Origin of the sequence: Paenibacillus durus (assembly GCF_000756615.1) — a bacterium.
Classification (GTDB): Bacteria; Bacillota; Bacilli; order Paenibacillales; family Paenibacillaceae; genus Paenibacillus_AQ; species Paenibacillus_AQ durus.
This window is the reverse complement of record NZ_CP009288.1, coordinates 2,409,890-2,432,886: the sequence shown is the minus strand read 5'-3', so window position 1 is coordinate 2,432,886 and position 22,997 is coordinate 2,409,890. Positions and strand designations below refer to the sequence as shown.

Annotated in this window: 8 protein-coding genes; all 8 read right to left on the bottom strand. The window is 45.7% G+C overall.

Translation table 11 applies throughout. From position 1 onward, the window contains the following. Positions 1 to 14: 14 nt before the first annotated feature. Positions 15 to 6,632, bottom strand: coding sequence for a beta-ketoacyl synthase N-terminal-like domain-containing protein (locus PDUR_RS10815; RefSeq protein WP_052410166.1), 6,618 nt, complete (start codon positions 6,630 to 6,632; stop codon positions 15 to 17). A 52-nt stretch (positions 6,633 to 6,684) separates the two neighbouring features. Then, positions 6,685 to 12,858, bottom strand: a complete 6,174-nt coding sequence (locus PDUR_RS27255) for a type I polyketide synthase (RefSeq protein ID WP_052410165.1) — start codon at positions 12,856 to 12,858, stop codon at positions 6,685 to 6,687. Next, the gene (locus PDUR_RS10805; RefSeq protein WP_233277561.1) at positions 12,855 to 16,730 is read right to left on the bottom strand and encodes a type I polyketide synthase; all 3,876 of its coding nucleotides are present in this window, start codon (positions 16,728 to 16,730) and stop codon (positions 12,855 to 12,857) included. The genes PDUR_RS27255 and PDUR_RS10805 overlap by 4 nt, the downstream gene beginning before the upstream one ends. A gap of 95 nt (positions 16,731 to 16,825) precedes the next feature. Next, positions 16,826 to 19,195 carry an ACP S-malonyltransferase gene (gene fabD / locus PDUR_RS10800; protein ID WP_081949471.1) on the bottom strand — a complete coding sequence of 790 codons (2,370 nt, stop codon included), beginning with the start codon at positions 19,193 to 19,195 and terminating at the stop codon, positions 16,826 to 16,828. Positions 19,196 to 19,499: 304 nt separating this feature from the next. Continuing rightward, complete coding sequence (locus PDUR_RS10795) at positions 19,500 to 20,180, bottom strand: MBL fold metallo-hydrolase (RefSeq protein WP_042206278.1); 681 nt, start codon at positions 20,178 to 20,180, stop codon at positions 19,500 to 19,502. A 15-nt stretch (positions 20,181 to 20,195) separates the two neighbouring features. After that, on the bottom strand, positions 20,196 to 20,939 hold the full coding sequence (locus PDUR_RS10790; protein WP_042206277.1) for a diacylglycerol/polyprenol kinase family protein: 744 nt from the start codon (positions 20,937 to 20,939) through the stop codon (positions 20,196 to 20,198). Positions 20,940 to 21,167: 228 nt separating this feature from the next. Next, positions 21,168 to 21,983 carry an undecaprenyl-diphosphate phosphatase gene (gene bacA, locus PDUR_RS10785; protein WP_233277523.1) on the bottom strand — a complete coding sequence of 272 codons (816 nt, stop codon included), beginning with the start codon at positions 21,981 to 21,983 and terminating at the stop codon, positions 21,168 to 21,170. Positions 21,984 to 22,284: 301 nt separating this feature from the next. Beyond that, positions 22,285 to 22,896, bottom strand: a complete 612-nt coding sequence (locus PDUR_RS10780; RefSeq protein ID WP_269079213.1) for a transposase — start codon at positions 22,894 to 22,896, stop codon at positions 22,285 to 22,287. Positions 22,897 to 22,997: the final 101 nt, after the last annotated feature.

The window sequence follows — 22,997 nt, the reverse complement described above, 5'->3', positions numbered from 1 at the left end:
ATCGTATACCCCCTTTACTGCATCTTTAACGGTTTGAAAAAAGCCATCATCTGCTCTCGTCTTTGGATTTCCACCGCTGCATCTAAGCCTTCTGTCCCTGCATCTGGCCAGTATCGTCTTCTGTTCCATTGGATGCGGCTTGACCTGGGCTCTAAAGTTGCTTTCAAAAACGCTGGAACCCCTTCATTGCTCACGATGATATGAGCATTATTCCCCCCTAATCCGAAGGTACTGATCCCTGCCCTTAGCACGGCAGGTGCGGTCCAAGTCCGGCCTTGCTGAACCAGAAAAAGTGGACTTTCTTCAAAACGGAAACGCGGATTAGGATGTGGGCAGTTTATGGTAGGAATTAATTCACCGTGAATCATACACAACAGCACCTTAATCATGCTTGCTGCTCCCGCAGCACTGAGAAGATGGCCAGTATTGCTTTTTACGCTGCCAATCCCGCATATCCCGCGCTCTTGCGTATATTTACCAAGCACTTGTGTGAGTGCCTTAAGCTCGATCGGATCACCAATCACCGTACCGGTTCCATGCGCTTCAATATAGCTGATTGTCCCCGGATCAATGTTGGCATCCGCGATCGCCTGCTCAAGCAGTGCCTGCTGTGCTTGCGGATTAGGAGTGGTGACACCCATTGTCTGACCGTCATTGTTAATGGCTGATCCATCGATAACACCATAAATTTTATCTTTTTCTCTTACTGCTCTTTCCAGCGATTTCAAAACCAGTACACCGCAGCCCTCTCCAATGCCTATTCCGTCAGCTGCAGCATCAAAGCTTTTGCATTTGCCGTCAGGCGAGAGTACCTTAGCTGCGCTCAGAGAAAGATAAGGGGTTTCGTCGAGCAATATTTCAACTCCTCCGGCAAGAGCCAGATCTGATTCACCGTTTTGGATACTTCTTACAGCCAAATGTACTGCTGTCAAAGAGCTGGAACATGCCGTATCCACTACGACATTCGGTCCTTTGAAATTATAAAGATGAGCTAAATGAGCTGTAATAAAGTTTTGCCCTGTTCCAATAATTGTGCTCTTTCTGCTCTGTCCCACCTTTCTGGCAAAATGGCTCGTTCTTGCCCCTGCAAAGACCCCCACCTGTTCGTTCTCCAATTGTTCCTTTCCATAACCCGCATCGGCCAATGCTTCAGCACTTACTTCAAGCCATTGCCTCTGAAGCGGGTCAAGCTGAACCGCCAGTTCTTCGTCTATCTGGAAATAATCAGGATCAAAGTCTTCGATTTTTTCCAGAAAAGCTCCCCATTTGCTGATACTTTTTCCTGCAACGCCTAGAGGATCATAGTGCTTTTGCCAGTCCCAACGGGTATATGGAACTTCACGGACACTGTCTTTTCCCGCTTTCAAGTTATACCAAAAACAATCTGTATTGGGCGCGTCTGGAAAGTGGCAGGCTATTCCGATGATAGCGACTTTTGGCTTTGAATTACGTACTGCAGACACCAGGCTTCGATCCAATTGCTGCTTAGAAGCCTCAGTGTCCGATTCAGGGATTCTCTGAACGGCTCTAGGTTCCTCTGAAGTTTGAAGCACAGCCGCCAATGCCTTCGAATGGTCCTCCATCAAAATACCGGTCAGCCTTCCCAACGTCGGGTATTCGAGAAAGATCGACGGATCCAGAGCCGGCAGCGCCAGTTCACGTTCGATTCTGCAAGCCAATTGGGCAATCATAATGGAATCCACTCCGAAATGCTCAAATGACAATTCAAAATTGATTTTTGCCGGATTCATGTTCAACTCATCAGCAAAAATGGAACGGAGTCGTAACTCCAGTTCCCCCCTGATTTCATGTCCCTGTGCTGGATATACCTCCGTAGAAGCTGTCATGAAATTTTCCTGAGCGCCCCCCTCTCCAACGGATGGCAAAGCCCCCCATTGATTCGTCGATGCAACAGCGGGGAGCACGACGGGTCCATACTTCATTGTCAATACCCAATCTAACATCAAAAGTCCTTCTTCATCAGTCATTGCAAGCAGGCCGGACTGTTCATAAGCCTTGCTCTTGATTTCACCCATGCCCGTCTCTTTCCAATTTGGCCACTGAATGCTAAGGACCGGACTTTCACGAAATTCAGCTTGTGCAAAATAATCCATATAAGCATTCGCCATGGCATAATCGCTCTGTCCTGCAGCCAAGCCGGGCATGGCTCCGGCGACAGAGGAGAATAGAACAAACCATTGCAGCGGCTCCTTACGCAAACAGTGGTGAAGCACATAAGAACCGGTGATCTTAGGAGCCAGAATCCTCTGAATTGACTCCAATGGCTTACGCACGAAAGCCGGATTATCTCTGTCGGCTATGCCGGCAGCATGCAGCACTCCACCAATCGGTCCTAATGTTCGCCTGATATGCTCCAATCCCCGCATCACACTGCTCTCATCTGTCAGGTTGAAAGCAAGCACCTGTACTTGCACACCCTGTGCCTCCAGTTCCAGGACAGCCTGTATTTTACATTCTGTCTCCGTTTCCTTATCTTGCTCCTGAAAAGCCTCCCACTTCTCCCTTGGCGGCAGCTCGGTTCGTCCAACTAAAGCCAGCCGTTTGACACCATAATGTTTGACTGCATGCCTGGCACACAATAAGCCAAGCCCTCGGGTTCCGCCTGTGATTAAGAGGACATGTTCCGCCGGAAATTGCAGCTCTGGCAGCTCTTGTCTGTGCATAGCGATATCCTCTATCTTGGTCAGGTAAGCACTGTACCGCTGTCCGCAACGATAGGAGACCTCATTTTCCTTACCCTTATGCTGTATTTCCTGAATAATTTGTTGCGCAAGTGTCGTATCGCTTGCGGATGGATCAGCATCCATATGCCGGGAAATAACATGGCTGTATTCATTTTGAAGCATCCGGTAAAGTCCGGCACGTTCTGCTCCTGACATACGAATACGTTCATTTTCAAAGGATTCCAATCCTTTGGTTACACCAAGCAGCAGCAGTTCGTTCCTCCTTCCTTTTTCGATGAGCTGCTGCAGCAACCAGAGCCAATCAATATGTTCTGCAGGTCTGCTCCCTTCTTCTTCACAACCTGCCACATCAATCAGTACTGAGTATTTGTCCCATGAATTCACCTTCTGCTCCGTCACGTTGGTTCCTTGCAGCAATACAACATCACTTCCTGGCAAAAGCCTGGAAAGCTCCCGTACAATGCCTCCGGTTGCCTCTGTTGACAAAATTAACACGCCTTCCATCCGTTTACGCGCAGACGAGGCAGGAGAAGATTTCCATCGCTTGCTTAACAACACACCGATTCTGCTAGCGGATTCCGCTTCAGGATCACTAGATTGCTCTGTCGTCTCCACGGTCGCTTTTCCTGCCGCTGCCCGGGAATCCGGCAGCCAATACTTCTCACGTGCAAAAGGATAAGTAGGCAATGGTACTCTAGTATACGCACCGTCTGTAAACAGTTCATTGTAGTCCAGATCGTACCCTTTCACAAACAGTTCTGCAATTGTCGCCAGGTTCTCCATGTATCGGAAACTGCTTTGAAAGCCAGTAATTTCTTGAATGCATGCGTTCCCGTAGCGTTTCAATGCGGATTGTTCACGGTTTGCAGAATCGCCTGATAGACATGCGTAAACCTGCGGAGCTTTTCCAGTAACCAGCCACTGGTTTAACAAAACCGCCAGATCGTCAGTATCGCTGACTATACAGGCCATTCGATGATCCAGATGTTTTCTGCCGGTCAGTAAGGTATAACTTACGCAAGCGTAGTCGATTTCGTCCTCGCTAGTATAATGTTCTGCTAGACGTCTCGCCTGCTCTTTAAGTTGTTCTTGAGAATAAGCGGATAAAGCAATGATATATCCCGGTTTCCCCGCCTTTATTTTAGGGATGTCCGGGGCCTCTTCAATAGCAAGGTGGGCATTCGTGCCGCTAAATCCGAATGAACTTACGAGAGCGCAACGTCTTTCTCCCGACCGGGTTTCCCAACTTTTTAACTGCGTGTTCACATAAAACGGACTATCTTTGAAGCGGATATTCGGATTTTCGGATGAATAATGAATAGACGGGGGGATTTTTTTATACCGCATCGATAACAACACTTTGATGACTCCAGCAATTCCCGCCGCTGCTATGGTGTGGCCAATGTTCGTTTTAACCGAGCCGATCGCACAAAAGTTATTACGGTCCGTATAATGACGGAAGCTTCTGGTTAATGCGTCAAATTCAATGGGATCACCTAACTTCGTACCGGTACCATGGGCTTCAATCATTTGAACACGGTCCGGCTGAATGCCGAAATCATCGTAAAGCTGACGCTCCAGCCTCTCTTGGGAAGCTGCGCTTGGTGCAGTAATGCCGTTCGTACTACCGTCCTGATTGATAGAAGTACCACGTATCACGCCATGGATATAGTCCCTGTCCCTAATCGCTTCCTTCAGTCGCTTAAGCATGACAACGCCGACGCCTTCACCAGGTACAAATCCGTCTGCAAGTTCATCGAACGTATGGCAGCGGCCTGTAGGTGATAACATGCCTGCTCGGCTGGAAGATATGTAAAAATACGGTGTAGACTGGATGAACACCCCTCCCGCCAGGGCAAATTCCACCTCCCCTGACCGTAAGGCTTGACAGGCCAGATGGATAGCGACCAAAGAACTGGAGCACGCCGTATCCACAGCGATAGCGGGACCCTGCAAGTTCAGGAAATAGGAAACACGGGCCGGAACAATGGATGCGGCATTGCCCCAAAAGGCCTGGGGAGGCACTTGCCCGCTAATAAGCTTGTCATAGTCACCGCCGCAATAACCTACATAAACACCGCATTTACGTCCTTGAATAATGGAGCCGGCGTAGCCGGCATTCTCCAGAGTTTTCCATGATTCTTCAAGAAAAAATCGCTGCTGCGGGTCCATATACATCGCTTCGGTCCCCGAAATTTTGAAAAAAAACGGATCAAACCGGTCGATCTCTTCCAGAAATCCGCCATAACTGCAGTGTTCAATAGCTTTAATCTCTTCGGGAGTCCATCGGGTAACCTTCTGAATTAAATCATGGCCGCCTGCGAGATGATCCCATAACTGTTGAACATTATCGGACTGCGGAAACCTACCGCTTAGGCCAATGATGGCAATATCATCTATGTTATTACCTGTTAATATGTGTTCTTGAAATGACAGAGCCTTTTCCGTTTCATCAGTATGGCTTTGTGACTTCTCATGTACTCCAGTGGTATGAGGATTAAGCGGATGACTTTGTTCAGTCAACGGAAACTTCCCGGATATTCCTTGATATAGCGGTAAAATATAACTAGCAAGTTGATTCACACATGGATAATCAAATATGTCTGTCGTCTGAAGTTCAATGTGTAATCTTTCATTAATGGTATGTATGAGCTGTACGCCAATAATAGAATCGACCCCGTAGTCAGAGAATGCTTCATCATTGTCGATTACATGGGCAGCGACCTTCAATGATTCGCACAATGCAGTCAATATCGTTTGCTTTACATCATTTTCTTGTACGGATGAAGTAACTGGAGTTTCATAAGTAATCTCCTTATTACATACATCGGCCCTTGAACGGGGAGCCTCACGGCGTTGACGGATTACACCATCGCTGGCGGCAACGATTACTTCCTGCCCTGTGTACTCCGTATGCTTGGCCTGAAATTGTACAGATATAAATCCTTCGGATTCAAGGATACTTTTCCACATTTCCGGATACAATGCAGGGCATCCCGGAATACGAAGTGCTGTGTCCTCGTACATCCACCATCCCTCTAACAATCCGAAGGTGAGATGATTCAACAAAGAATTTTCCGTGATCTCATTGATAAGCAAAACGCCATTGCGACGAAGTACCGCTTTTGTATTCCGAAGTGCATGGCGAATGTTTTTCGTTGCATGCAATACATTTGTCGCAATGGCAATATCATAGGATCCTGCACGTATCGATTGGGCTGACAACGGCTTGGACAAATCAAATAGCCCACAAGTGAGATAGGGATATTGGGGACAATACTCCTTCTCAGCATGGTGAAGAAAAGCCTTGGATAAATCCGTAAAGCAATACTCCTCTATATGATGCTGATAAGATCTCAATCTGTTGAACACCATCGTGCTTGTCCCACCTGTTCCTGCCCCAATTTCTATGATCCGAATCCGTGCAGAGGGATCATGCTCAATTTTTTTGTGCAGACAGGCAACCACTGTATCTGCTAACACTTCGTTATAATAATCTGCGACCGGATTATTTTTATATATGCCTTCTACCAGGGTCATAGTAGAATGTGGAAAGATCACATCCGTTGCCGGCTTCTTACCTCTCAGGATTTCCGGCAAAGCACGCATTGTAACATCAAGCAAGGCTGTGTAAGCCGCTATGGTCTTGTCAGCCAGCCATGACAGCCGCTTTCTGTCCCACTCCTGCCACAATTGATCCTGGCTGTCTTGATGAGACTGAACCGGATAATACATCTTTCCGTCAAATGTCAAATAACCGGATCTCTCCAAAAATAGAAGGCTTTCCTGCCACCAGCGCAAAAATCCATCACTCAGTTCCTCAGGAGCATCGGGGCTAATTGCATCAAGACAATCCTCTGGTAACAGCCCAGCGACATGCAATTGTTTCCATAACAATCTTCTAAGTAGCTCGTTCAGCTCATCCATTTACGGTTCCTCCTACCTGGTATCCGGTTATTCCCTAATCTGGTAATATGTGTTACGGAATCAAAGAAGGCAAATTGTCCTCGTAGATTATGATCGTTTCTTCTTCATTTATTCCATCGATATATAAAGAAGGCTTTCTCTTTAGAAGAGCCAATTGATCCAATGTTCCTCCCAATAAAATTTCCAGTGCGGCCATAGCTTCGGGCGTTTCTATGGAGCCGTGACCTGCTTTTTCCATGCGAATCCGATAGCGATCAGAACTTACAGACCCCACACTCCCCCAGTAACCCCAGTTCATCACTTTTACCTGGCAATCCCATTGAGAAGCCAAGTACTGTGCAAATGCATCCTTGAACGTGCAGCCTGCAACATAATTCCCCTGCCCTGGAGATTTAATGAATGTATTCATTGATGAAAAAAACAGAACGAAATCTAGGATGTCCTCTCTAAATAGCTGAGCCATATTCACGCATACATCCACCTTAACCGCCAATGCCTTGCGAAATGAATCCTCGTCCATTCGAGCTAAGCTGCTATCGTGAAGAACAATTGCTGAATGAACTACACCCTGTATCGTTCCGAAATCCCGTTTTATTTGCCGGTAAACACGGCGCATAGCCTCCAGATCCGTAGCGTCAGCCGAGAAATAACAGGGAGACCGACCGATTCTTCCAAGCCTGTCGATCCGGGCTTGTATGTCGGAATCACATTCACGCCTGCCCAACCATATGATTTGCGCCCTGTATGTGCGAATCATATACTCGCTCCAGGCCTCACCTATACCTCCGGCACCCCCTATAACAACATACACGCCTCCTTCCCGATAAGCCGCTTTACGCCTCCTCGATTTATCATCAACCTGGATCAATTGTTGGCGGTACCATTCCCGCTTTCGGTTTACATACGGAAATCCAAGTGAATCCGCAGGCAGAGCCAACAAATCTGCTATTGCACATTCATCCAGTTCCTCCAAATCTGCCTGCCGAACTGCCCAATGACTTTGTTCTTTGGCCATGACTCCAATGAGTCCATGTATGCCTACGTGAGTCGGATCTATCGGATCGTGCTTGTATATAGATTGAGCCCTAAACGTAATGACTGTCCATTCCAGTCTCCGGCTCCCGTATCCGAGTTGAAGAAGGGCCTTGATGAGCTTGTAAATAAGGATAACGCCGGATTCCTGGCTGAAAATCATTGAATCAACCTTAGGTGAAATGTCTGCTGTATAAGGGGTCAATAATACCAAATGATGAATATCAGGCATGTTCTCCATTTTTCCGATAATCGAATCTATTGAATCTTCTGACGAAAGATGCAGCGGTAACGCATTAGAATCATATTTGCTAAACCATTTCAACGCTTTCTCCGTTCCCCCGGCAATCAATGTCCCCTGAACTACTCTATGATTAAAACGTTCACGCTCATGATTAACCCTCCGTATATAGACCTCACTCCAGACAGGAGCAAGTAATAGCGTCTCGTATCCGTCATTCTCATTAACTGAGGAGAAAGACATCCTAGCGTCCATTTTTTTGAAATGAAGACCCCGAAGTCGTACAGATACCATACCCGCAAGATCACAAATATCAATATCAAAAATATGGTTGTTCCCGCCAGATGGCCCGTCTTGACTAAAACGAACGTACGCCCACATATCAGGCTTACACGGGCCGTCTATAATGATCTCTTTCACAGAAAACGGCAGCAAAGGCTTCTGCATACTCACCTCTTCAGAACCCTCTGGCAAATTCAGCCACAATCCAATCGTAGCTTGGAATGCGGCATCCATTATACTGGGATGCAATACATAGTCGCTTTCCTTACCACGTAGACCCGAAGGAAGTGACAATTTGGCAAGCACCTGATTAGACCCTAAGCAGATCTCTCCCAATCCTCTGAATGAGGGGCCATAGTCCATGCCCTTGTGGAGATAAGCTTCATAACATTCGCCTGATTTTAAAATGCCAAGTTTACATCCGGTCTGAACAGCCGAAATATCGATCCGAAGTGATTCGGTATTCATGCCGACAACAGCACGTCCTTGACTGAATACCGTTGTACTTCCTTCTTCCGCTGCTCTGCTAGAGCAAACCTTAAAATCTATCGTTCCATCGTTGTCCGGCTTCAGATGGATCTTGATCTGCTCCACTCTTTCTCCGGTTGTAATGGGTTTAATCCATACAATCTGTTGCAGGGTGATACGTTCGTTGACACCAAGGTTAGCTGCTTGTCTAACAGCCTCTCTAACCAGTTCGAGATGAGCAACTCCCGGCAAAACCTTATGACCTTTAACCCGATGATCCGTCAAGAAAAACTCATTGCCTGTGAATGTGCAACTATATTGATACTTCGTAAAGTCTGACTTATTTATAAGCAAAGATGACAAATTTGGGGTTAAATAAGCTTCTTTGTCTTCAGCGAGCTCTTTGTACTTGGCAGCCTGCAGCCAGTGGCGCTCTTTTACGAATGGATACGTCGGCATCGATATTCTCTGTGGCTGTTTCCCGACATAAAGCTGCATCCAGTCGATTTCAACACCGGATACCCATAATCGAGCCAGATCCTGAAGCTCTTGACTGCGGATTAAATTATCAGTAACAAAGGTGTTGTCTTCCCCTTCGGAAAGCCCGTTTTCTTTTAATTTTCTCCTCACTGTCCGTCCCTGGCAAAATCGGGGTATATCTGTATTACCTAGGGCAAAAAGTTCAAGCTTTTCCATTGCCTCCTTGGCATTTGATACTGTGAATGCAATCCTTTCCTCCATAGCTTCTCTGCCTGTTTGCAGGGTAAAACAAATGTCTGCCATCACAGAATTCGAGCTGTTTATAAATTCAGCGATATGAGCGGCATAGCTTTTCAGGCGTTCTTCATTTTTGGCTGACAGTACAATCACATTGGAGCTGGAAGCCGATTCTGCCGAATACTCAGGTTCAATGTATTCTTGAATAACCACATGTGCATTGACACCCCCAAATCCAAACGAACTCACACCTGCGCATCTTGGAGTATCTTTGTTCGACCGATTCCATTCCTGAGCGTCCTTCACAATATAAAAAGGGCTGCCCTCCAGTTGAATATAGGGATTTAATTCTTTCAGCTGCAAATTGGGCAATAACTTGTTATGCTTCATGCTCAACAGAACATTCATAACTCCCGCAATACCGGATGCAGCCTCCAAATGACCGATATAAGTCTTGACTGAACCGATGGCACAGTGTTTTTCGACTGGTTGAGAAACATTATTCAAGTCTGCCCCGAACTGTTCATCCCACATCTTATATAGCTGCGCAAATGCTTTTTTCAAACCATTAATCTCAATCGGATCGCCCAGGGGTGTTCCAGTCCCATGGGCTTCAATATAGCTGACCGTTCTGGGATCAATACCGGATTTCTTCCAAGCATCAATGATGAGTTGTGCCTGGGCATTCGGGTTAGGTGAAGTCAGCGTATTGGCATGTCCGCCATGGTTTATAGCCGTTGCTTTAATAACGCCGTAAATATGGTCGCCGCTTGCCTGGGCTTTGGATAGAGGTTTAAGTACCAGAGCACCGCTGCCTTCGCTTCGTACGTACCCATCGGCCTTGCTGTCAAACGTTTTGCATCTGCCATCAGGACTTAGCATGCCGGCCTTATTAAACGCAATGTACAGATGAGGACTGGCAATTACGCTAATTCCCCCAGCAATGGCCATGTCGCAATCACCGTTTCGGATGGATTCCACAGCACGATGGATCGCAACCAGAGAACCTGAGCATGCTGTATCGACAGGCTCACTAGGCCCATGCAAATTCAACAGATAGGAGATTCTGTTCGCCAGAATCGAGTGGAAAACCCCCATCGCCGTCTGCGCCTCTACATTCACTCCGTATTCATTCATAAGGTCGTTGTAGTCTGAGCTTACTACTCCGACGAACATGCCCGTTTTGCTGCCAGAGAGATCCGAAGCTTTATAACCGGCATCCTCAATGGCTTGCCATACCGTTTGTAAATAGATTCTCTGCCGGGGGTCCATAATCTCCGCTTCGCGGGGCGAAATTCCAAAGAAGAGGGCATCGAACTTATCAATTTCTTTCATAAAACCGCCCCATCTTATATCCGTCTTGTTTGCCTCCTTCAGGGGGTCACCGAAATATTGTTGCCAATCCCACCGGTCACGCGGAATTTCCGAGATCATTGACTCTCCCGAAGCAAGGTTATTCCATAGCTCACTTGGGCAGTCTGATTGAGGCATTGTGGCTGCGATGCCGATAATGGCAATAGGGTCATCCACATCCGCATCCTCTTCCAGATCAGGCAAAAGGTCTGTATGCACTTCCTCACTCCGATTTGACTCAGCATTATCCAGCTTACCTGCCATGCCATAAAATGCAGTAAGTTGTTTCTCGTAAAATTCAGTTAAATAAGTTGTAAAAGAGCTTAGAGTCGCGTACTCAAAAACAACAGGAGGCGTCAAATCGATCTGAAACGTTGCGTTAATGCGGTTAACGAAATCCGTGGTCGAGATTGAATCAAACCCGTAATCGCTTTTATCCGCCTCCAAGTCAATCTGATCCTCTTCGACATACAGAATGGATGACGCAATAGCTACAAGGGTCTGTGCTGCTTGAATAAATAATTCCCGGTCATCCATGCTCTGCTTCGGTGCAGCGGGAACAGACAATGCCTCAGCTTGCTTGATTGACACCTTATCATACAACCGCTGAAATTCCGCCCCCGTTCCCTCCAACACCAGAAGCTGGCTTTCCTTTAGCGCGGCTGCATCTTCAAAGGCCTGAACCCCCCTTGAATCGGATAAAGGTTTAATGCCCAAAGTTTGCTCCAGAAACAGACGGGTATGCTCATCAACCCTCATGCCTCCTTCCGTCCACAAGGGCCAGTTCAGTGCGATGGATTGGCCGTTTCTTTCTCCCTGTCTGCTCAGACGGTCCCGGCGACGACAATAACTGTCCATAAAACCATTGGCAAACGCATAATCGCATTGGCCTGCATTTCCAAGAACAGACATGACTGAAGAGAAGACAATGAAAAAGTCCAGCTTTTCATGGCGGGATGCCTCGTCAAGCCATACCGTGCCGTATATTTTTGGGTTTACGACAGCAGCGATATCCGCCTTTGTTTTTTTATGCAATAAAGCATCCCGAAGCACGCCAGCAGCATGAATGATTCCATGAATCGCTCCGAATTTTTCCCTACATTGAGTAATTAGCCGCTCTGTATCCTCACGTCTCGTTAGATCCGACTGGATATAACATATTTCTGTTCCCAGATGTTCCAGTTCATGCAGGTGCTTTTGCTGATCCACATTCAAGCTGGAGCGCCCTGCAAGAACAATTCCCCGTGCTGTCCGGGCCAGATACGCAGCAATCTTTAATCCAAGCCCGCCCATACCTCCGGTAATAAGGTAAACCCCTCGATCTCTCCAGCCATGGGGCTGATCTGCAACTGCATTGATTTGGATCAATCGCTTTACGTAACGCTTGCTGCCCCGATAGCGTAATTCAACCGCGCAATCCTCAGCTTCCAGCTCTTGACAGCATAACGAATAAAGATCTCCGGCGTCCGCCCCTGCATCCATCGTACGGCATATCCAATGGGGATATTCCCATCGAATGCTGCGGAGGAACCCGCTGATTCCTTCATATTGAGGTTGCTCCTCATCATTAGACCGGTAAGCGTATAATAACTGCACAGGCCGTTCTCTTGCGTATTCATCCATTAATTTACAAATGAAATATAAAGAATACAGTCCCTTTTCAAGCTGTCCGTTCAACGCATCCTCTTCTGCAGCAAACCCCGTTTCCGTCCAGCAATGCACTATGCAATTTGGCAAAAAGCCAATCTCAGACAGTCTCTTGAACATTCGAGCATAGTCTTCTTCATGTGCAGGATTAATTTCAAAGCACAGATTGTCAGTCTCCGAAAAGTCATCTCCCGGTCTAACTCGTACAACTTGCAACTCATGCTCATTTAATCCGGGCAAGGCACCCCATTCCGAAGCAAACAGGAGGATTTTCTGTACGCCTGGAACAGACCGCTTCAAAGGTTTTAGTTCCCAGGAAGGATAGAAATATGCTGTTTCACGAATATTTCCTTTTTCCGAAGACACACCATCCAGCCGCTGCATTTCCTGAATCAACTGATAGGCGGTCTCAGACGAAATTTTTCGGGTTTTCACCATCTCAAGAACATGATCCAGATCCAGCGTTAACGTCTGCTCTTCATTCATAGGCCCTCCACATATGTTTTGACTTCATCCGGTTCAATTTCCCCCGCCTCCAGCTTATCCAACAGCCTTTTCAAATGGTCACCAGAATTGTGTGGTTTCCTTTGTACCTGCCGTACTGAAAAATCTTTCATTTCAATACAGGGTTGTCCAAGATCATTCAGCAATTGAATCTGATAGTGGACACTTCCTTGTCTCTTATCGGTTTGTTTGACATAAACAAACCCACTGTAGGGTATTTGATCCAAGATGGTCACCCTACCTGCGGAATACGGCAAGTAGTCGGCAGATTCGGTTAATTTGCCGTTTAGAAGTATAGCTGTTTGAAGCGCACCATCCAGCATAGAAGGGTGAAGATTGTAGAACAAAGCATCCTTGCGGCAGATCGCGGGCAGCTCAAGCCTTGATATAGCCTCGGTATCACCATAGCTGTATTCACGTATAACCTGGAAAGACGGGCCATATGACAAATTCATCTGCTCAAGTATTCCATACACTTCCTTTATATCGTCCGTACATCTCTTCTTTGCAGCACATATATCCAGTGGAGCTGCATACGTTGGTTTATGATTAGAAACCGGGGAATATGGATTCCCGTTTATTGTTCCTTGTCCATGTAAAACTTTATTAATGGTTCCAAATCCTGTCCATACATAGAACTGGATTCCTTCGCTTGCTTTGGATAATGTAATACTTACTTCCTTGGGTTCATCCTCCAAGGCAAGCGGACTGGACCATACCACATCGCAAATTCGGCTAATCTTCTCTATCCCGGCAAAATGGGCTGCGGCAAAAGCCATTTCCATATATGCAACACCCGGTAAGGTTCTGTTGCCGCCTACGACATGATCATTCAGAAAAAATTCCGTCCCGGTAAAGAGAGTCTGATATCTATGTTCATCCAACGTGGATTGATTGTATCCTAACATCGGATGCAACGTCTGTCGCGGTCTTGAATCACCTGAATAAACCAACATACTATTATGTATACATCTGTGATCATTGCTCTTTGCCTTATGTAAACGAAGCGGAACAGATTCGAAACGGGTCGTTGGCAAGGAAACCCTTTGAAACGTTCCAGATGGGAACCATTTGTCCCAGTGAAAGTCCGTCCCCTTCAACCATAAAAGGCGAAGTACATTCCACAGCTCAGTCTCAGCTTCTTCCCGAAATGTAAGCTTCACCGCATCCGGAGATGAAGGGTTACACACACCCACCTCCAATTTGTCCGGTTGAGCTGGATCGAATCTATCCGCTGTTGTTGTGTCAGCCAACTTTTTAATCCAATCCTGCGGGTTCTTGATTTCAACTAATTTGTGGCTTAGCTCTCTAAGCAACTTGTAGCTTTTGTCTGATCGGACACGGTACTGTCTTTCATTCATCAACTTTGCGGCACCTGCAAAATCAGCTTCTGGATTAACGACGAGCTGTATAAATGCTTCCTTCGGAAGAACCTCATCTTCAAGTAAATCCAATAATTCGCAAAACCGTTGTTCCTGCACATGTTTTTCATTTAAATCCCATTTCCGGTTCAATTTGCGAAGGGAACTCGCTATAGCCGTAAGAACGATTGATTTGTCGGACGTATTCAGCTCAGCAAAGGACTCAATAAACCTTTCATTAAGAAGCAATTCAACAAGATTAAGCTTTGTTATCTTTTGAGTTTCAGCTGACCACTCTTCAATATACTTTTTAAACGTGTGCTGACTATTGATAAGTGATTGTGCTTTCTTTACGTAATAAGCTACCCCGTTGTGATCCTTTAAGAGAGGAAAGGTAATGATCTTATGAAAATCCTCGGTAGAAAAAAAAGAATGATTTGCATGGTACACCACACCAAATAAAGAGCGAACGTATGATTCATTGATTAGCCATGGTTGCATAATTACATGATTGAGCGAATCATAAAAACGTATGGTAGGACGCGTAAACGAAATAGATTTGACATCACACCGGCCGGTAAGTACTGTGCATACATCAGCCGGTCTCACAATTCCGCTGACGGCCAGTGCAGTCCACACGCCCGACTGCTCTCCGGTAATACACAGCGGGCTTAAACCCGCTTCCAGCAAGCACATGTTTATCGCATACCCTGCGATAAACAAATACAGACTCCGGAATCGGCCTTCCCAAGTCTCACGGTAAAATGCCTCATAAAGGGCCTTTAATTCATCAGTTTCCAGAGCAGCTGCCTCGAATACAGTGTCTATCGTTATCTTAATCTGTGGAAACGCATGGACATATCGTGCCATATCTTCATAACTCTTAAATGAAATATGCCCAATGCGCAAAAACCAATTTGGCTCATCTTTCGTTTGATGAACGCCGGTCTGGGCATGCAGCAAATCACTTAAATGTTCTTTGCTAGCTGCGGTGACCGCATAACGATATGGAAACGACGATCTACCTGTAAGCAATGATTTACAGATATCGTTAAATGGGAGTGATTTGAATTGACCCGTGAAGGAGAATTTTTTCCAGGAAGCAATTAGTTCTCGCAACTGTTGGGGATTTTTTGCAGAAAGCACAAACAGCGGTGCGTTGTGCGCAGACCCTGAGCGCATCGACTCTCCATCCCGATTCACGTATTGCTCAAGCAGAATATGGGAATTGACCCCGCCGAAACCGAAAGAACTGACGCCCGCCCTCAAAGGGATTCCTTCCTTTTGGCTTGTCCACTCCGTCAAGCACGAAGCCACTATGAACGGAGTTTGTTCAAATTCAATAATTGGATTCGGCTCTTTAAAGTGAAGATTTCCAGGCACTTTACCATGTTGCATCATCATGATTACCTTGATGATTCCGGCCATACCCGCAGCACTTTCTAAATGGCCGATATTCGTTTTGACCGATCCAATCCTGCAGAACTGTGTGGCGGAAGTGAAGTGGCGAAACGCTTGAGTAAGCGCTTCAACTTCAACAGGATCACCTAGCGAAGTGCCAGTCCCGTGGGCTTCTACGTAAGTTACCGTATCCGGAGAAATTCCAGCATCTTGATAAGCAGCGATGATTACGTCACGCTGTGCTTCCATACGCGGGGCTGTGATGGATGCGCTTTTCCCGCCATGATTATATGCCGAACCTTTTATAATACCATAAATATGGTTCCCTTCCATTACAGCATCTTCCAGTCTTTGGAGTATTAACACACCAGCGCCATCCCCCGGTACATACCCGTTTGCATCCTTGTCGAACGTTTTGCACCGGCCATCCGGACTTAACATACGGGACTTGGAGAAAGATATATATTTCCATGGGTGCAAATTCAAATTGACACATGCAGCAAGCGCATAATTACATTCATGCAGTTGAAGTGCACGCTTGGCCTCATGCACAGCAACGAGAGAAGACGCGCAGGCCGCATTAATCGATACACTGGCTCCACGCAAGTCCAGCGTGTAAGAAATACGGTTGGCCAGCATGCATTCATAATTTCCAAGGCAGGAATAACTGTCTGTTTCCAGTTCGGGACTAACGACCTCCTGACGATGGTCTACTGTCATTACGCCTGCATAGACAGAAGTGGTCTGTCTCTGCAATGAGTGGAGAGGAATGCCCGAATCCTCTATGCATTGCCACGCCACCTCCAGAAGCACTCTCTGCTGTGGATCCATATTACTTGCTTCACGCGGCGAGAGGTTAAAAAATCGGTGATCAAAGGAATATACATTATCAAGTATGCCGCACCACTTACTCATGCTTTTATTAAGATCATGAATGTCCTGTGAGTAGAACTGCGAAATATCCCAACGGTCAGAAGTGATTTCTTGAACGGAGTCCACCTCATTCATTAGATTACTCCAGTACGACAAGTAATCATCTGCCTGGGGAAATCTGCATGCAACTCCGACTATAGCAATATCCGAACGGGGCATGCCTGACTCTCTAGTGGATGCTGGTTGGATATCATCCGTTGGTTTCATACTCGCACACCTTTCTGTAACCTGAAATCATCTTTGCGGCTAAGCTTTTAAGCTCCTTCAACTGCGATGGCAAATTTCTTCAGCCGCTCTTGCAATATAAGAGCGGCTCCCTCCATGATTTTATTGCCTAAATCATCAACGTGCCGACTTTTCCAATTTTCCAAGTCTGTTCCCTTGACCCACTGATTAAAGGCTCCCAAAGCCGGGCCACAGTGAATCTGATAGTCAACCTGTTGGCCTTCGGCTCCTTCTAAAGCAAGCTTTGAGCTGTAGGCAAAATACCATTTAAATATCAATGCCATTTTATATTTCGGATTTTGCTCCGCTTTTTGAATCTCTTCCGGTGAACGATATTGGATGACCTGACGGTATACTTCCTCAAAGCTGCGTTTAAAATATTTTTCCTGAATTTGATGCTTTGTCTTATCATTTATTTCATCCAGCGAATCATACTGGCGGTACAGATCATATAACTTATTGGCTCTTGCCGGGAAAAACACGCCTTTGCGCAGTACCTGCACTTTGGCTCCAATTTCAAACATATCTCCGGCTGGAGCATATTCCGTATCCTGGATATTAATTTGCTGCAGCAAATCTTTGGCAGCATCACTTGTTCCCGCTTCGACGGTACATTGATTGATTGAGCCGGTTACGACAAAATCTGCGCCAAGCAAAAAAGCTGCCGCTGCTGCCGCTGGTGTACCAATACCGCCAGCAGCGCCGATTCTCACTTTTTTAATGTAACCATGCTTTTTCATCATGTGATCCCGAAGTTGGAGAATTGCCGGGAGCATCACATAAGCCACTCCTGCGTCGGTGTGTCCGCCGGAGTCAGATTCCAGACATAAATCCTCCGCAACGGGAATTGCTCGGAGCATTTCGGCTTGATCCGTTGTTATTTTCTGCTCCTGCAGCATTTTCTCAATCAAATAATCAGAAGCCGGATTTAGAAAAGCTTCCGCTACCTCAGGCCTTGATACCTTTGCAATGATGCGGTTGCTTGCTGCAATGCTACCGTCACCAAGGCGTCTTAGTCCGGCTGCCCGATACTTGATTAGCGCGGGAGTAATGCTCATAAATGCAGATGCTTCAACGGTATTAACACCTTTACGAATGAGCAGATCGACCAGTTCCTCCTCCCGGTCCGGTCGGCTCATCTGATGGAGCAAATTCATTCCGTAGGCTTGCCCTTCCTTTAAATGCTTTTGTATATATTGAATGTCCTCTTCTATTTGCTGTATATCAAGACCGCCTGTGCCCAGAAAACCCATCATTCCAGCTTGCCCAACCTTAATTACCAATTCTTTGGAAGCTATACCCTTATACATGGCACCAGTTACATAAGCCAGCTTCAGATTGTAATCCCGCTTAAATTGTTCTGACCCCAGAAGATGTGCTTGAGTGTACGCACTGTGCTCAGAAACCAATGATTTTGCCTGTTGTGAAGCATTGTGAGAAGTCGATAGAAAGAAATTGGGCACAGGTTTAAATTCTGGAGGCAATACAATCGGTTCAGCCTCGCTTTGAATTGTAGCCACCAGCTTGCTCAGCACATTGCCAGGGCCTACTTCCTCAATCACCTTTGCACCCATACCGGTGAGAACCTGGACCGACTCACACCATTTGACCGGATGAGTAATTTGCTGGACAAGGTTCTTCTTAATCTCGGTTGGATTGTATGGTCTTGCGGTAAAATTAGAGATTACAGTAAGCTCAGGACTCGAAAATGAAGTGTCCTGCATAAAACGTTCAAATTGACGGCTTGACTCTAACATATATCTTGAGTGGAAGGCTCCGCTCACTCTAAGCGGTATATACATTGTTGCTCCGGACTGTTCAAATACGGCCTTCGCACAGTCAATAGCTTCGAGCGGCCCTGCGATTACAATCTGCGTAGGGGAGTTAATATTGGCAATATCTAATTCTTCTAAACCATATTGGTTCAAAATAGCCTTGACCTTCTCTTCAGTCAACCCAAGGACAGCTGCCATTCCTCCATTCGCAGCTTCACTCATCAATTCCCCTCTTTTTTGCACCAGTTTTACTCCTGTGGCAAAGTCGAAGACACCTGCGGCAAAGAGAGCATTGTATTCCCCTAAACTATGTCCAGCTACCAGATCGGGCTGTCTTCCGGTTTCCTTGATTTTCTTTAGATAAGCCAGTGCATTAACCGTAAACAGCGCAGGCTGAGTAAATTGCGTCAGACTAAGTTGTTGATTACGATCATATAAACATAGCATTTTGATCGAGTACCCTAAAATCTTATCTGCTTGCCTTGTTAGCGCCGGAAATTCATCAAACAAACCTTCTCCCATGCCTACCTTTTGAGAACCCTGCCCTGGAAACACATATGCCCACAATTGCTCATTTCCCACCTTTACGTTGGAATATGCATAACTATCTATGACATAGTCCATTTTTCACATCTTGATGAAAAGACGTCATCATTGTCATGATGTTTTCCTGTCTTTTACTTGGATTATTAACCATGCTGGAAAGCGTTCCAAAAGGACCGATATCCTATCCGTGTAGATGCTTTCTGGACTATAATTCCTCAACAGCCGATCTCCCGTTTAACTGATGAAGCACAGTATCCAAATGCTGCATCCAATGTCGAAATATCCGGTTATGATTGTACAATTCCTTGCCAGCGTGAGCATATCCCTGGCTCAAGAACATAAAAATGATATTGTCCTTCATATCTTTACGCCTTTAGTTTATTTACACGAAACTTTTACTGTCAGGTTGATTTCTCCGCATACGGAAAGCGATGAATTGCTCTTCATCAGGAATGTTGAAGTAAATGTTATTCTCAAGCAAGCTTCGGAGAGGCTGGCCCGGACTTACACCAAAAGAGTGAGCCGGATACACCAAAACATCAGGATGGATTCGACTCCTAATCTTTTGCATACTGTGAAACATGGCCCGGGGATCTCCGCCCCGTTCAGTGCAGATCCCGCAGCCTTCAGTAAAAATCGTATCTCCTGTAAATAAACTGCCTCTTAGTGAGTAGCAAATGGAACCCGTTGTGTGGCCGGGTGTCCAAACACACGAGATCAGCGTATTCCCTAGTAAAATGGCATTCTGATCATATACCGGGTACAGATTGGCACAATGGTACTTATAAAATTCAATCTCTGCTGCCCCCATGTAAACATTGGGCTGGAAACGGTCCAGCAACGGTTTCACCAGATGAACATGATCACGATGAGAATGAGTCAACCACAATTGAACTAGATTTGCTTCCTTCTCCTTCAGTAAGGAACAAATCTGTTCCAGGTCCCATGCAGGATCGACCACAGCAGCCTGACGGGTAATTTGATCGATAATGAGATAACTATAATTAATAAACGATTCATAGCTTGATTTAATAGGAACAACTTCATATTCTCTCTGCAGCATATGTAATTCTCCTTGTTAACCAATTGAAAGAATCATGTATAAAAATGCATAGCCGACGATAAGTATAAACGGGGTGTCTATAGTATGCGGAGAAAATGCCTCCGCAAGGGTCATAGCAATGGGAAGCACAAGAAGTGCCACGATCAGTTGTATACCGGTAAAGCTACTGCTGAATACGAGTAGCAGCAATACCGCTGACAAAAAAACACATAAGCTTCCCTCTATGCTTCTTGTATATTTTTTTTTCGTAAACAGCGCATTGACGCGGTATTTATGTTTGCCGAAACGAATACCTACGGGTTCGGCAAGTCCGTCACCAAGGCCATTGATCAGTACCGGAATAAAAGCCAGAGTCCCATACCCTATACTCTGAAAAAATAAAAAGCAGGGGGCTAATACGATATATCCCGCGACTAACTGGGTATTGAGCCAAAGAAGTGTGTGTGGACGATCCTCCGGCCGGTCAAAGGATGTAAACATTCGTTGAACAAATACGCTTTTTTCCCGAATGGGCTTGATGTAAATCAGCATGATCAGGCAGTTCAGCAGCAAACCGACAATGAAAATGGGTGCGTTATATCCAGTACTGGATTTTACAATGACTTCGATAGCCATCGGTGTAATAAACGACATGAAATGAACTATTTTCCTGGCATAATTAACTCTTAAATTATGCTTGACCACAAAGGTACCAATCAAAAATTGAAAACCATACAGAATCATAAACATTGTTCCCTGTTTGATAAGAAATGCCGTCATATATACGCTCCCAAGAAATAATTTCCATTCATTATTCTATTTCTACCATAAATCATCTCATTTATTATCTATTTAGTATCTATGCTTCTCTTTGATAGTCAAAAGTGTAAAAAGAGAGCTCTCCACTCTTCTCATTGTGATTTAGTAGATTTACTAACACAAGAAAGAGAAAGAACTCCAGATTGATGTCGGTGATAACTAAATATGTTACACTGTGTGCCAAAGACGCTAATTAAGAAGAAAAACCCAGAACAAGGCCGCAAGAACAAAACGGTAGATCGCAAATGGAATTAATTTGATACGGTTAATAAGACGTAAGAAAAATTTAACGGCGATGGCTGCTACGATGAATGCCGTAACAAATCCAGTTATGAAAAGCGGGATGTCAGCCGCAGACAGATACTCCCAACTCTCAATTAGATCCTTTAATGAGGCTCCAAACATAATCGGCAGCGCCATAATAAATGTAAACTCAGAGGCCGTTTTGTGGCTCATGCCTGAAAGCAGTCCACCAGAAAGGGTAGCTCCCGATCTGGAGAACCCGGGGATCAGAGCAAAACATTGGAATAATCCTACGATAAGGGCCTGCCTGTAGGTGACTTGATCCAAAGTTTCCGCTGCAGGATGTTTTGGTTTGAATTTTTCGGCAGCAATCATTAGAACGCCGCCCAAAATTAATGTAATGACTACCGTTTGGGCACTGAAAAGTACTTCTTTTATGTAATCGTAAAAAATCACGCCGCCGATTCCAAATGGGATTGCCCCGATAATAATATGGATTAGGGTAAGCTTTTCTTTTGATTTTTGCTCACTTTTATCGGCTCCAATATGAATACCTAAAATACTTAATATCCGCCTCCAAAACAAGAATGCAACTGCCATTATAGATCCGAGTTGAATTACAATTTCAAATGTTGAAGCACGTACAGTTCCCTCAAAACCAAGCAAGTGCCCGACAAGAATCAAATGACCGGTTGACGATACAGGAGCAAACTCGGTTAAACCTTCAACTATCCCCAGAATAAGTCCGATAATAATATCCACTGCACTTCTCCTCATCCTCAATATTTTGAAAAATTTACTTTCAGAAAAAAGGCTTGACAACTTGATAGATTTCAGCAAATACAAATAAAAAGCCTCATTTACCGAGAAGCGAATAATACAATAGTAGTTTACAAGTCATTTTTTGTCAATATATTCAAAACTATCTTTTCTCTGGTTTTTAGCACTTTTTCTACAAAATTTGAAGAAAAATAACCTCTCCCTTTCTGTTCCCCCCCTTTTTTTGGGGCATAATTGCTATACAATGGAGTACTAGTACATCCAAACGCAATAAACCCAACAGTCAGGCATAAAGTGGCTTGCCCCGGTGGGTCCATTTGAACGGTTTAGCCATCGTTTCATTGAAATAATCGATAAACTGACAAATCTGCTTTTGCAAATCGAGTGTACTCTTAAAGCTACTACGTTTCAGGAGCCGACGCACCAGAATACTGAACCAAATCTCAATCTGATTGAGCCAAGAGCAATGCTTCGGCGTGTACACAAACCGGATGCGGTGACGAGGGTCCGCCAGAAAGGCAGCCCGGCTAGCTTGAGACTTGAGTACGCCGCTTATTCCCTTTTGACCCAGCGATTCGTCTAACTCACAACAATCGGCCACAAGCCGAACCAGACTCTCGGATTGGTGCGTATTCAACCGATCCGCAATCAAGATCCATTCGCCTTGCGGATCGGTCTCCAACAATTGCTTGACGTATCTTGCAAAATCCGTCTCTCCCCGGGTGGGGGCCATCGACGAGGCAGCGATCCGGCCCGTGCCGATGTCAAATCCGGCGATCAGGCTGAGCGTACCATGGCGAATATATTCAAATTCGCGCCGTTCGATGAGGCCCGGCCTCATCGGCAACGTGGGGTGAAGCCGCTCCAGCGCCTGAATGCCGGTCATTTCGTCCAGCGAAATGACGTGTACGCCCAGCGTATGCAGAAGCGGGGGCCAGTGGTAGACCCGGCAGATCTCCCGGGTTTTCTCGGCAAAGTGGGCTGGCTCTTCCGGCT